Annotated in this window: 13 protein-coding genes (1 of these 13 only partly in view); 11 read left to right on the top strand and 2 right to left on the bottom strand. The window is 58.5% G+C overall.

The window, feature by feature from the left end:
* Positions 1–812, bottom strand: partial view of an acyl-CoA dehydrogenase gene (locus tag BLT55_RS22630; protein ID WP_055000448.1) — the 5' portion only. It extends 370 nt beyond the left edge of the window; only the first 812 of its 1,182 coding nucleotides appear in the window; the start codon lies at positions 810–812; its stop codon lies off the left edge, out of view.
* A gap of 156 nt (positions 813–968) precedes the next feature.
* Here BLT55_RS22630 and BLT55_RS22625 point away from each other — a divergent pair, with 156 nt between their 5' ends.
* From BLT55_RS22625 to BLT55_RS22575, 11 genes are all read left to right on the top strand, one after another.
* The gene (locus BLT55_RS22625; RefSeq protein ID WP_055000449.1) at positions 969–1,877 is read left to right on the top strand and encodes a LysR family transcriptional regulator; all 909 of its coding nucleotides are present in this window, start codon (positions 969–971) and stop codon (positions 1,875–1,877) included.
* A 171-nt stretch (positions 1,878–2,048) separates the two neighbouring features.
* Positions 2,049–3,152: an IS5-like element ISPsy19 family transposase gene (locus tag BLT55_RS22620; protein WP_004663854.1), complete on the top strand. Its 1,104-nt coding sequence runs from the start codon at positions 2,049–2,051 to the stop codon at positions 3,150–3,152.
* 323 nt (positions 3,153–3,475) lie between these two features.
* Positions 3,476–4,597, top strand: coding sequence for a Re/Si-specific NAD(P)(+) transhydrogenase subunit alpha (locus BLT55_RS22615; RefSeq protein WP_055000735.1), 1,122 nt, complete (start codon positions 3,476–3,478; stop codon positions 4,595–4,597).
* Between the two features lie 10 nt (positions 4,598–4,607).
* Positions 4,608–4,931 (top strand): NAD(P) transhydrogenase subunit alpha part 2, encoded by a 324-nt coding sequence (locus tag BLT55_RS22610; RefSeq protein ID WP_002555867.1) that lies wholly within the window; start codon positions 4,608–4,610, stop codon positions 4,929–4,931.
* Positions 4,928–6,382 (top strand): NAD(P)(+) transhydrogenase (Re/Si-specific) subunit beta, encoded by a 1,455-nt coding sequence (locus BLT55_RS22605; RefSeq protein ID WP_055000734.1) that lies wholly within the window; start codon positions 4,928–4,930, stop codon positions 6,380–6,382. The genes BLT55_RS22610 and BLT55_RS22605 overlap by 4 nt, the downstream gene beginning before the upstream one ends.
* A gap of 181 nt (positions 6,383–6,563) precedes the next feature.
* Positions 6,564–8,057, top strand: coding sequence for an acetyl-CoA hydrolase/transferase family protein (locus BLT55_RS22600; RefSeq protein WP_055000733.1), 1,494 nt, complete (start codon positions 6,564–6,566; stop codon positions 8,055–8,057).
* Positions 8,058–8,377: 320 nt separating this feature from the next.
* Positions 8,378–8,593, top strand: a complete 216-nt coding sequence (locus tag BLT55_RS22595) for a DUF1127 domain-containing protein (protein WP_055000732.1) — start codon at positions 8,378–8,380, stop codon at positions 8,591–8,593.
* A gap of 312 nt (positions 8,594–8,905) precedes the next feature.
* Complete coding sequence (locus tag BLT55_RS22590; protein WP_055000731.1) at positions 8,906–9,220, top strand: DUF2388 domain-containing protein; 315 nt, start codon at positions 8,906–8,908, stop codon at positions 9,218–9,220.
* A gap of 86 nt (positions 9,221–9,306) precedes the next feature.
* Positions 9,307–9,612, top strand: a complete 306-nt coding sequence (locus BLT55_RS22585; RefSeq protein ID WP_055000736.1) for a DUF2388 domain-containing protein — start codon at positions 9,307–9,309, stop codon at positions 9,610–9,612.
* Positions 9,613–9,651: 39 nt separating this feature from the next.
* Positions 9,652–9,972: a DUF2388 domain-containing protein gene (locus tag BLT55_RS22580; protein WP_007252238.1), complete on the top strand. Its 321-nt coding sequence runs from the start codon at positions 9,652–9,654 to the stop codon at positions 9,970–9,972.
* Positions 9,969–11,930: a DUF7844 domain-containing protein gene (locus BLT55_RS22575; RefSeq protein ID WP_055000730.1), complete on the top strand. Its 1,962-nt coding sequence runs from the start codon at positions 9,969–9,971 to the stop codon at positions 11,928–11,930. Before BLT55_RS22580 ends, BLT55_RS22575 begins: the two co-directional genes overlap by 4 nt.
* Here BLT55_RS22575 and BLT55_RS22570 read toward each other — a convergent pair whose 3' ends face one another.
* Positions 11,931–12,308 carry an SCP2 sterol-binding domain-containing protein gene (locus tag BLT55_RS22570; protein WP_055000729.1) on the bottom strand — a complete coding sequence of 126 codons (378 nt, stop codon included), beginning with the start codon at positions 12,306–12,308 and terminating at the stop codon, positions 11,931–11,933.
* Between the last annotated feature and the right edge of the window lie 93 nt (positions 12,309–12,401).

The raw sequence follows: 12,401 nt of genomic DNA, 5'->3' as shown, positions 1-12,401 counted from the left end.
CGCGCGGTGTGCCAGCAGAACTCGGCCGCCCCCAACGCGCCCCAGGCAATGCCGTATCGCGCCGAGTTGAGGCAGGTAAAAGGCCCTTTGAGACCGCGCACGTCCGGGAAGATGTTCTCCTCGGGCACAAACACGTTGTCCATGGCGATCTCGCCAGTGATCGAAGCGCGCAGCCCGACCTTGCCATGAATGGCGGGAGCACTCAGCCCCGCCCAACCCTTTTCCAATACGAAGCCACGGATATCGCCCGCATCATCCTTGGCCCAGACGACGAACACATCGGCAATCGGGCTGTTGGTGATCCACATCTTGCTGCCGCTCAAGCGATAGCCGCCCTCGACGCTGCGGGCACGGGTGATCATCGCTCCCGGATCGGAGCCGTGGTCAGGCTCTGTCAGACCGAAGCAGCCGATCCACTCACCAGACGCCAATTTGGGCAGATACTTCTGTTTCTGGGCCTGAGTACCGAACTCATTGATCGGCACCATCACCAACGAAGACTGCACACTCATCATCGAGCGATAGCCTGAATCGATACGCTCGACTTCACGGGCAATCAACCCGTAGCAGACGTAGTTCAGGCCACTGCCGCCGAACTCTTCCGGGATCGTCGCCCCCAGCAACCCCACTTCACCCATCTCGCGAAAGATCGCCGGGTCGGTTTTCTCGTGGCGAAAAGCTTCCAGTACGCGCGGGGCCAGCTTGCTCTGGGCGAACTGCTCGGCAGTGTCGCGAACCATGCGCTCTTCTTCGGTGAGCTGCTGATCCAGCAACAATGGATCGATCCAGCTAAAGCTTGCCGTGCCACTCATACCTGTTCCTCATGCTCGTTTGAAATGCTCTGGAATGATCCTAGCCCCCGGCTCGGCTCCTGGACAAACGAGGTTTTATCAACTTCGTGTGCTAATTTCTCACTCCGTGATCTTCAATCCAGCGCCACGCTCTAAAAACCAGTGAGAAGAAGGTACATGAGACGCAAGATACCCAGCACCACGGCGCTCGTGAGCTTCGAGGCTGCCGCCCGCCACGAAAGCTTTACCAAAGCCGCCAACGAGCTTTCCCTGACGCAGGGCGCAATATGCCGACAGATCGGCGGGCTGGAAGAGTATCTAGGTGTGGAACTGTTCCGACGTTCCCGAAGAGGCGTGAAGCTCACCGAAGCAGGACTTTCCTACAGCCGTCGTGTCGCCATGCAACTGGATGCTGTCGAGCGCGATACGCTTTCGATAATGGGCCAGCAAGGTGCCAATGCCATAGAACTCGCCGTGGTCCCGACCTTTGGCACCCAATGGCTATTGCCGCGCCTGAAAGATTTCCAAGTGAAGCATCCTGACGTTACGGTTCACCTGACTAACCGCACACGACCTTTTCTGTTCGCTGACACTCACTTCGATGCCGCGATCTACTTCGGTGATGCTGACTGGTCCGGCACCGAAGCCCATCGTCTGATGGGCGAGAATCCCATGCCGGTCTGCAGCCCTGCTTTTCTGAAAGGTCGAGGCAGCCTGACAGCAGATGAACTGGCCGAGTTGCCACTGCTGCAGCAAACCACCCGCCCCTACGCCTGGCGCCAGTGGTTCAACGCACAGAGCCTGGATGTGCCGCGCGATATGACCGGGCCTCGTTATGAGCTGTTTTCGATGCTGGCCCAGGCGGCCATGCATGAGATGGGTGTAGCGCTGATCCCGCCCTTTCTGATCCAGCGCGAATTGCACGAGAAGCGCCTGATGATTGCCAACGCTCGTCCGATACCGAGTAAAAAGGCTTATCACCTGATGATTCCCGAACGCAAAGTGGAGTCGGCATCGCTGACCGCTTTTCGGGACTGGCTGGTGGATCAGGCGCGGGATTACACGCTACCTCAGGACGACGCCTGATCAGTCGACAAGGTAGTAAGCCCCATAAAAGCCCTACAGATATAACGTTATGTCGCCTATCAACAACTCATAACGATAAGCAGAAAATGGCCTATTACTCCCATATTTGCTAAGAGGGTGTAGACAAAATAAATTAAACTTTCACTCCCTTGTCTGAATAGCCCTCAAGCCATGCCTAAAACCGGACGTCCTCGCTCGATTGCCGCCGAGCACTATCCCGTGCTGGTGAAACTCGCTCATGCACAGCCCTATTCCAGCCAGGCCGAATTGGCGCTCGTATTCTTCGCCGAAACCGGTATCACTGCGCATCCCGACACCTTTGCAAAAGCGTTGAAAATGGCAGGGATTACGCGTGTAAAGCAGCGGGCCAAGGGAAGTTTTCAGTCACCTGAACCTAATAAAGCCTATGGCTACAATGAAACCCACCGCCGCCAACTGCCGGAGCAGCTATATCCGAGTTGCTTGACAGATACCGAGTGGGCACTGGTCGCCGACCTGTTTGAAAGCCAGGGCGGACGAGGAGTGCCACCGCTTCACTCTCGGCGCACGTTGCTGGAAGCCTGTTGCTATGTCGTACGCACGGGGTGCTCATGGCGAATGCTACCCCGCGATTTTCCTCATTGGGACAATGTCTACAAAACGTTCCGCCGGTGGAGCGCTCAAGGCAAGTTCGAGCAAATGCATGATCGCTTGCGAGCTCAATGGCGTGAGCGGGAAGAACGCGCTGACAGCCCGTCAGCAGCGATCCTGGATTCACAGTCGACCCGCAGTTCTCCTCAAGGCGGTGACAGCGGCTACGACGCAGGCAAAAAAGTGAAGGGGCGTAAACGAAGTCTGATTGTCGATACATTGGGCCTGCTGCTGGCTGTCAGTATCAGTGCTGCAAGCGTGCAGGATCGTGACGCGGCGGATGATGCGGTGGCGTACTCGAAGGAAAAATATCCGTCACTGAGCACGCTTTTTGTTGATAGTGCGTACGCAGGAAAATGGGCACAGCGCACCCATCAACTGCACGCTATCGATGTTCAAGTGATCCGTGGCCCGAATAACAGAAGAACAGGGCAATGGCACTCTGAACAAGGCGATCTATTTTCCGTGGAGCCTGTTCAGACTGGATTTGTGGTCATGCCCAAGCGATGGGTAGTGGAGCGAACTCATGCCTGGAATGAGAGAGCTCGGCGACTGATCATGCATCATGATCGCCTTTTTGCGGTAAGCGAGGCATGGGTTTGGTTGGCCGAGGCTCGAATACTCGCGCGCCGACTCACTACATGATTTTGTCTACACCCTCTAAGTGATAAGCCGAAATAGTCTCGACTCCAGAATGTCAGCAAAAAATGTTTATCCGCTGCTTTTTGCATGAAATACCGCGTTAGGCCCCGCAGATAAAAGCCAATAGCGCTTATCTGCGACAATCGGTCACAGCGTGACTTGTAGTTTATCTATAGTTTCGTTACAGAATCTATTGAAGCCCATAAACTTCGCCTGCAAAATGCCCGGCGCCTTGTTGAACAGGCGTGCTGATTGGCCAAAACCAGACGCACCAGCCGTAGTGCACTGGCTATTTACCAACGATAAAAATCACGCAGGAGATTGTCGTGCACATTGGCGTTCCTCTCGAAACCCAGACACGCGAAACCCGGGTAGCCGCTACGCCGGAAACCATCAGAAAGCTGATCAGCCAAGGGCACAGGGTCACCGTACAGAGCGGCGCCGGCGCTCATGCCAGCGTCCCGGACAGCGCGTATGAAGCAGCAGGCGCCACGATTGGCAGCGCAGGCGAGGCCTTCGCCGGTGAGCTGATCCTCAAAGTCATCGCACCGAATGATGACGAACTGGCCCTGATCAAGAGTGGCTCCGTAATCATCGGCATGCTCAACCCGTTCAACAGCGAGCTGATCGGCAAGATGGCCAAACACGGCGTGACCGCCTTTGCGCTGGAAGCGGCTCCGCGTACTTCACGCGCTCAGAGCCTCGATGTGCTGTCGTCGCAAGCCAACATCGCCGGGTACAAAGCGGTGTTGCTCGCCGCGCATCACTATCCGCGCTTCATGCCGATGCTGATGACCGCGGCAGGCACCGTCAAAGCTGCACGCGTGCTGATTCTCGGGGCGGGCGTGGCCGGCCTTCAGGCTATTGCGACGGCCAAACGGCTGGGCGCGGTGGTCGAAGCCTCGGATGTACGCCCGGCAGTGAAGGAGCAGATCGAGTCACTGGGTGCAAAATTTATCGATGTGCCCTATGAGACCGATGAAGAGCGCGAGTGTGCTGAAGGCGTCGGCGGTTACGCGCGTCCGATGCCCGCCAGCTGGATGCAGCGCCAGGCCGCCGCCGTCCATGAGCGAGCCAGGCTGTCGGACATCGTGATCACCACTGCGCTGATCCCCGGCCGCAAGGCACCGGTCTTGCTCAGCGCCGAAACCGTGGCGCAGATGAAACCCGGCTCGGTGGTGATTGACCTGGCTGCCGCACAAGGCGGCAACTGTCCGCTGACGGTGGCGGACCAAGTGGTCGTCGAGCACGGCGTTACCCTTTGCGGGCCGACCAACCTGCCCGCTCAGGTCGCCGCTGATGCCTCCGCACTGTACGCCCGCAATTTGCTGGACTTCATGAAGCTGCTGTTCGACAAGGACGGCACATTCTCGATCAACCTCGAAGACGACATCGTCGCCGCGTGCCTGATGTGCCGCGACGGACACGTCGTGCGCAAGAACGGCTGAGGACAGACCCATGGAAGAATTGATCTCCCCCGGCGTCTACAACCTGATCATTTTCGTGCTGGCCATCTATGTTGGCTACCACGTGGTCTGGAACGTAACGCCCGCGCTGCACACACCGTTGATGGCTGTCACCAATGCGATCTCCGCGATCGTGATCGTCGGCGCAATGCTCGCTGCGGCCCTCACCGTCACGCCACTGGGCAAAACCATGGGCACACTGGCGGTCGCGCTGGCTGCGGTGAATGTGTTTGGCGGATTTCTGGTCACTCGGCGAATGCTCGAAATGTTCCGGAAAAAGGCACCCAAAGCGAAGGATGAGGCGCCCAAGTCATGAGCATGAATCTGGTCACGCTGTTGTACCTGGTCGCTTCGATCTGTTTCATCCAGGCACTCAAAGGCTTGTCCCATCCAACCACCTCGCGCCGCGGCAACCTGTTCGGCATGCTCGGCATGGGTCTGGCGGTCATCACCACGATCGGTCTGGTGTTCAAGCTGGCCGCACTGTCGACAGCGGAAGGCGCCAGCGCGGGCATCGGTTACATTGTGGTCGGCCTGCTGGTAGGCGGCACTGTCGGTTCGATCATGGCCAGGCGGGTCGAAATGACCAAGATGCCAGAGCTGGTGGCGTTCATGCACAGCATGATCGGTCTGGCAGCGGTGTTCATTGCCATCGCCGCCGTGGTCGAGCCTCAGTCACTGGGCATCGTGCGCCATCTGGGCGACGCCATCCCGGCAGGCAATCGTCTCGAACTGTTTCTCGGTGCTGCCATTGGCGCAATCACCTTCTCCGGTTCGGTGATCGCCTTCGGCAAGCTGTCGGGCAAGTACAAATTCCGGCTGTTTCAGGGGGCACCCGTACAGTTTGCCGGACAGCACAAACTCAATCTGCTCCTCGGCCTTGCCACGCTATTCTTCGGCCTGACCTTCATGTTCACCGGCAGTCTGACCGCCTTTGCGATCATGCTCGCGCTGGCGTTCGTGATTGGCGTGCTGTTGATTATCCCGATTGGCGGCGCCGATATGCCGGTCGTGGTCTCGATGCTCAACAGTTATTCCGGCTGGGCAGCGGCGGGGATCGGCTTTTCGCTGAACAACTCGATGCTGATCATCGCCGGCTCGCTGGTGGGTTCGTCGGGCGCAATTCTGTCTTACATCATGTGCAAGGCGATGAACCGCTCGTTCTTCAATGTGATCGGAGGCGGCTTCGGTGGCGCAACGGACTCGACAGGTCCGGCAGGTGCGAAGGAAGCGCGCCCGGTGAAATCCGGTTCGGCTGACGACGCCACCTTCCTCCTGACCAACGCCGACACGGTGATCATCGTGCCGGGCTACGGTCTGGCGGTGGCACGCGCGCAGCATGCGCTCAAGGAGCTGACGGAAAAGCTGGTGCATCACGGCGTTACCGTGAAGTACGCCATTCACCCGGTTGCCGGACGGATGCCGGGCCACATGAACGTCCTGCTGGCCGAGGCCGAAGTGCCTTACGAGCAGGTATTCGAGATGGACGACATCAACTCCGAATTCGGTCAGGCCGACGTGGTGCTGGTGCTCGGTGCCAACGACGTGGTCAACCCGGCCGCCAAGAACGACCCTAAGTCACCCATTGCCGGGATGCCGATTCTGGAAGCGTTCAAGGCCAAGACGATTATCGTCAACAAACGCTCGATGGCCAGCGGTTACGCGGGTCTGGATAACGAGCTGTTCTACCTGGACAAGACCATGATGGTGTTCGGAGACGCCAAAAAGGTGATCGAGGACATGGTGAAGGCCGTCGAAAACGCTTAGTCTGCCCTCGCTCCATAACAGCCCCGGCGTCCTGCACGACCGGGGCTTTTTGCATTTCACGTAACAGTGTTTTGTGCTGAAAGCCGCCAATCAGAGCCCTCAAATGCGACCTTGGTAGCAGGACGAAGCCCGTTCAACGCTCTAGACTTGTCGCTTTGCTTCCAATGCCGAGACAGAACCCATGTACCGTGACCGTATCCGCCTGCCCTCCCTGATGAGCAAGGTTATGAGCGCAGCCCAGGCTGCCGCCATGATTGAAGACGGCATGACCGTCGGCATGAGTGGTTTCACCCGCGCCGGCGAAGCCAAGGCCGTGCCCCATGCGCTGGCCGAACGCGCCAAAGTGACCCCCCTGAAAATCAGCCTGATGACCGGTGCCAGCCTGGGCAACGATCTGGACAAGCAACTGACCGAATCCGGCGTGCTGTCCCGGCGCATGCCTTTTCAGGTCGACAGCACGCTACGCAAGGCCATCAACAATGGCACGGTCATGTTCATCGACCAGCATTTGTCCGACACCGTGGAAATGCTGCGCAACCGGCAGATCAAAGCAGTGGACCTGGCGGTGATCGAATGCGTGGCGATCACCGAGGAAGGCCATCTGGTGCTCAGTACGTCAGTCGGCAATTCGGCCAGCTTCGCAATTCTCGCCAAACAGGTGATTGTGGAAATCAACCTGTCCCAGCCCCTTGAGCTGGAAGGCCTGCATGACATCTATATTCCCAGCTACCGCCCGACGCGCTTGCCGATCCCGGTGCTGGAAGCAGACTCCCGTATCGGCAGCCATGCAGTGAAGATTGATCCGGCAAAAATCGTCGGCATCGTCATCAGCAATCAGCCCGATTCGCCTTCCACAGTGACGCCTCCCGACGCCGACACTCAGGCCATCGCCAACCATCTGGTGGAGTTCTTCAAAAACGAAGTGCGCGAAGACCGCCTCACCGACAAGTTGATGCCCCTGCAAGCCGGCATTGGCAATATCGCCAATGCGGTGATGCACGGCCTGCTGGAATCACCGTTCAGCGACCTGACCATGTATTCCGAGGTGTTGCAGGACTCGACATTCGACCTGTTCGATGCGGGCAAGCTGAGTTTCGCGTCAGGCAGCTCAATGACCCTGTCGGCGGCCAAGCACGCGGAAGTCTTTGCCGACTTCAATCGCTACAAGTCTCGACTGGTGCTGCGCCCGCAAGAGATTTCCAATCATCCGGAAGTCATTCGCCGCCTGGGGATCATCGGCATCAACACCGCGCTGGAATTCGACCTGTATGGCAACGTGAACTCTACCCACGTTTGCGGCACGCGAATGATGAACGGTATTGGTGGATCCGGGGATTTCTCGCGCAATGCGCACCTGGCGATCTTCGTCACCAAGTCGATCGCCAAGGGCGGCGCGATTTCCAGTGTTGTGCCGATGGTCAGCCATGTCGATCACACCGAGCATGACGTCGACATTCTGGTCACCGAACAGGGCCTGGCGGACTTGCGTGGCCTGGCACCCCGCGAACGCGCGCGGGTGGTCATCGACAACTGCGTGCATCCCGATTATCGCGAAGCCCTGAACGCTTATTTCAATGCCGCCTGCGCGATAGGCGGACACACCCCGCACATCCTTCGCCAAGCACTGAGTTGGCACATCAACCTGGAAGAAACCGGGCGGATGCTGCCGGGCTGAACAAGACAGTTGGAAGTGAATACCATCTTTTTCCCATCACTTCCAACCTCGACGGATGAGCATTTCAAAAAACTGTACTTCTGTACCGGTCATAAAACTGCCTTAAAACGCAAAAAACACCACAATCGAGCACAAAACGCACCACAAAAGTGCTGACCGGTACAGTTGCCCCATTTATGAACAAAACAGTGCCCAATCACAGTTAACTGAACCCTCACAATACAAATGAACTGTGTCTATGGAAGCTGTACGCGAGCGAGGAAGATAGGCACCAGTCAAGCAACTCACTTATCCCGCCACAAGCGGAAGGAAGTCACACCATGGAACGTACAATCAGTTCCGATCTGTTCAGCGAAAGCACCGTCAACAACGCAAAAGCTTCTCTGCATCTGCGCGTATTCGCCAACCTGATGCTCTGGCAGCGCCGCCTGTCCAGCCGCCATCAACTGGCTCGTCTGGATGCACGCCTGCTGGCTGACGCCGGTATCAGCGAATCCCAGCGCTACGAAGAGCTGAGCAAGCCGTTCTGGCGCTAATTCAGCGCTCGCTGGCTCCAGGCCCAAGGGCTTCCCGTCAGCAACCCGAATTGCTTCACACAAAACCCGTCTCCGGTAACCGAGGCGGGTTTTGTCGTTTCAGGGTGGTACATTTGCCCGATCTCACTAAAGCAGTACAGTCTTCATACCATGATAAAGCAGCAGAACAGTTACTCCTTTCTCCTGACCAATTGCGCCTCTGACACTCTGCCGTCATGACAGCCCTCTGCCGGTGGGATAATCTAGCGCACTACATCAGCCCTTTGGCTTCGCAAGCGGCCTGTGCCTTTTAGCCCACGATGGAACTCGATCATGTCTCTGCTACGTACCCTTGGTGCTGCCTTCCTGTTGACCGCTGCTGCAGGCGCCCACGCCTCCAGCTTTATCGTGACCACTGATGCTGTAGTTGATGCGGTCAACGCATCGACCCGTGCCACGTCCAATATCTCCTCCTTGAAGGACGACAAAATCGTCCTCGCAGCGCGCAGCGACGCCGCCAGCTTTGTTGCCAGTTCTGGCGAAATCCGCACTGCTCGTCTGGAAGGTGCGCTTCAGCACATCCGTCAGCAATTGCCGGAACTGCAAGCCACCGACGGTCAATTGGCTCAGGCCATCCTGACCATCTGACCGCTGCGCCCCGGCCGAGCGTCGGGGTAGCTCTGGCGCAAGCATTGCGCTAGCCTTGGCGCCTGTTTTGCCGGTTTGTGAAAGCCATGCGTTTACTGCACCTCCTGTTTATCGCACCCTTTGCCAGCCTGATGTTCATCAGTCAGGTCCAGGCGTTCGATACGACCACACAAGGCCTGGTCAAGACCGGCTACGTTACCAGCCAGGTCACCACAGCACCTTTCGATAACAAGCTGATCATGGCCGCCCGGGACGACGCCGCTGCCTTCATCGCCAGTGACGGAGCTATGCGCGGTGCACGGCTTGAATCAGCATTGCACGCGTTGCGTCAGGCAGATGCAAAACTTCATGCCAGCGACCTTGAACTGGCGCACGCAATCCTCGTCCAATAGCCACTTTTCCCCTCTTTGCGTAACTGGAGACGTCATTACATGCGTACCCCGCTGATTGCTGCTTCCCTCGGCCTGCTGTTGCTGGCCGACCTTGCCCAGGCCCAGACTGTTGTGGCCACAAGTAACATCATCGTACGTGCGTTCGGCCGTACCATCGACTTCACATCGGACACCACCACCTCGATTCGTGATTCCAAGGTTGTCATTCAGGCCAAGGACGATGCCGCCAGCTACGTTGCCAGCGGTGGCGATATCCATGGCGCTCAGCTCGATGCCGCCTTCGATACGCTGCGCGCCCGCTTGCCGGAAGCACGCGGTGCCAGCGATCAGACCCTGGCTGAAGCAATCCTCGCATTGTGAGGCGACTCCGCGCCTCGCTGCTTGCTGGTGCGCTGTCGCTGGCCGCAACGCATGCCTTTGCCAGCCTGACGCTGGAACTGCACACCGACGGCCTCGACCCCGCACAACAGCGCGCCAGCCAGACGCTGCTCGACGAAGCCATGCAGGCACTACCGCCAAGCTTTGTCGAAGCACTGGACCGCAAGGTGGAAGTGAGCTGGTCCAGTGACATGCCGCAAAATGCCTACGGGCAGGCGGCCGGTCCTTATCAGCTGTATCTCAACAGCCATCTGCTCGCCTCCCTGACTGACGGCTCGGCAGCCACCGCCGAGACAGGCCGGCCGCACGGCACAGTGCGCCGGGAGCTGCTGGCGACCGTTCTGCATGAACTGACTCACGTATACGACCGCGCCCGCCTGTGGTCGGCAACCGAGCGGGCCACTGTCTTTCGCTGCTCGTCGCGCAACAGCTCGCTGGGCAAAGTCGGCCTGCCCGATAATTGCCGCGGTCAGACCGAGCGCCGTTTTACCCTGAGCGATGATCCGCGCCTGCTTGACCTCGCCGGCTGGCAGCAATACGTCGGGCGTCGCGGCGAGCGCGAAGAACATAACGGCCAGGTCGCGCGCAGCCCGGATATTTACGAGACCACCAGCCCGCTGGAGTTCGTGGCGGTCAACATGGAGTACTTCCTGCTCGACCCGGCCTATGCCTGCCGTCGTCCTGCGCTGTATGCCTATTACAAAGAGCGTTTCGGCTGGGCACCCGCCGCTCGGAATGAATGCCCGACGTATTACCCCTACCTGAATGCCGGCAATGACTTTGGTCGCGAGCCGCTGGGCAAGCTGGACCCGGAGCGGGTCTACGCCGTGGACTATCTACTGGCTGAAGCAAATCAGAACTGGGCCAGTCGCTGGGGCCACAGCATGTTGCGTCTGGTGATCTGCAAACCCGGTCGCCCGCGCGGCCCGGACTGTCGCCTCGATCTGGATCAGCATCTGGTGCTGTCGTACCGGGCGTTTGTCGGCGATGTTCAGCTCTCCAGCTGGGACGGGCTGATGGGCGCGTACCCGTCACGGCTGTTCGTGCTGCCGCTGGCTCAAGTCATCGATGAGTACACCAAGACCGAGCTGCGCAGCCTGGCCTCAGTGCCGATCAAGCTGTCACGTCCGGAAATCGAAGGTCTGGTTCAGCATGCTGCCGAGATGCACTGGGCGTATGACGGTAACTATTACTTCCTCTCCAACAACTGCGCCGTGGAAAACCTCAAACTGCTACGCAGCGGCACCCACAATCCCAAGCTGGTCGGTCTGGACAGCATTTTGCCGAACGGCTTGCTCGAAGTTCTAAAAGGCCGGGGTCTGGCGGACACCAGTGTGCTGGACGATCCCAAGGAAGCGTTGCGCCTGGGCTACCGCTTCGATTCTTACCGTGATCGCTATCAGGCCATGTTCGAAGTGCTGAAAAAGCACCTGCCGATCAAGCAGAACACCGTGGAAGAATGGATGACCCTGCCCGCCAGCGAGCGCAGCCAGTGGTTCGCCAAGGCAGACCTGCGCACCAGCGCGGCGATTCTGCTACTGGAGCAGGCAAGCCTGCGCCGGCAACTGCTGTTGGCACAGGATGAAGTGAAGCAACGCTATCTCGGCGCCCGTGAGCTGAAAGACGGCAGAGTCTCCAAGGCCACCACGACGCTCCAGGAGATTCTTGCCAGCAGCGGCTTCCTCAGTCGGCCCGCTGAACTGCTGGGTAGCGGCGGTTATGGCCTGCCGCAGGCCAATGAGTGGCAGCGACTCGAAGCAGAAAGCAGCCAGCGTCAGAAGCAGCTCAAGCGTCTGACGGGCGATCTCGACAAAGAAGTGCGTGCCCTGCTCGAGCCTGATCGCGCCAGGGAGATTGCTGCAAACGAAGCCAATCTCAAACAGATGGGCGACCACCTTCGTGCCCTGCACAAGGCAGCAGGCGGGCTGGAACTGCCTTGATCAGGCGACTTTCTTTTTCGGCTTGAAATACTTGGTCAGGCCCTGGAACCAGATCACCAGGGCCGGGTTGCCCTTGATCTGGATATCTTTGTCCTGAATGCCCTTCATGAACGCCAACTGTTTGTTTTTGGCTTGAAGCGTGGCAAAACCAAATGCGGCATCGCGAAACGAGATGGCGAACGCCGGCTCTGCAACCACACCGCTGGCACTGCGAATGCGCTGATCCTGAACCACGAAATGGCGCGCAACCCTGCCATCAGCGGTCTCCAACTGGAATGTCAGGTTTTTGCCAGCCAGTTGCTGCTGGAATGCGGGGTTGTTACGACTGGCACGGGCCATCAGCAAGCCCAGCACCCACAGAAGAAAACGAAATTTCATACACAGCCTCAAGCGATCTCGATCCGCTCGCGGGATCGGCGTGGCAGTGTAGCGGGTTATCCGCACAAAACCTGTAGGACAACGTCGCTTTCG

This window comes from Pseudomonas cannabina, from assembly GCF_900100365.1.
In the GTDB taxonomy this organism is placed as follows: Bacteria; Pseudomonadota; Gammaproteobacteria; order Pseudomonadales; family Pseudomonadaceae; genus Aquipseudomonas; species Aquipseudomonas cannabina.
The sequence above is the reverse complement of the archived record's forward strand: the minus strand, read 5'-3'. Positions and strand labels throughout refer to the sequence as shown.

Coding starts and splice junctions, on each gene's coding strand:
- BLT55_RS22625 (WP_055000449.1), top strand. CDS start 969: ATGAGACGCAAGATACCCAGCACCACGGCGCTCGTGAGCTTCGAGGCT.
- BLT55_RS22620 (WP_004663854.1), top strand. CDS start 2,049: ATGCCTAAAACCGGACGTCCTCGCTCGATTGCCGCCGAGCACTATCCC.
- BLT55_RS22610 (WP_002555867.1), top strand. CDS start 4,608: ATGGAAGAATTGATCTCCCCCGGCGTCTACAACCTGATCATTTTCGTG.
- BLT55_RS22605 (WP_055000734.1), top strand. CDS start 4,928: ATGAGCATGAATCTGGTCACGCTGTTGTACCTGGTCGCTTCGATCTGT.
- BLT55_RS22600 (WP_055000733.1), top strand. CDS start 6,564: ATGTACCGTGACCGTATCCGCCTGCCCTCCCTGATGAGCAAGGTTATG.
- BLT55_RS22595 (WP_055000732.1), top strand. CDS start 8,378: ATGGAACGTACAATCAGTTCCGATCTGTTCAGCGAAAGCACCGTCAAC.
- BLT55_RS22590 (WP_055000731.1), top strand. CDS start 8,906: ATGTCTCTGCTACGTACCCTTGGTGCTGCCTTCCTGTTGACCGCTGCT.
- BLT55_RS22585 (WP_055000736.1), top strand. CDS start 9,307: ATGCGTTTACTGCACCTCCTGTTTATCGCACCCTTTGCCAGCCTGATG.
- BLT55_RS22580 (WP_007252238.1), top strand. CDS start 9,652: ATGCGTACCCCGCTGATTGCTGCTTCCCTCGGCCTGCTGTTGCTGGCC.
- BLT55_RS22570 (WP_055000729.1), bottom strand. CDS start 12,308: ATGAAATTTCGTTTTCTTCTGTGGGTGCTGGGCTTGCTGATGGCCCGT.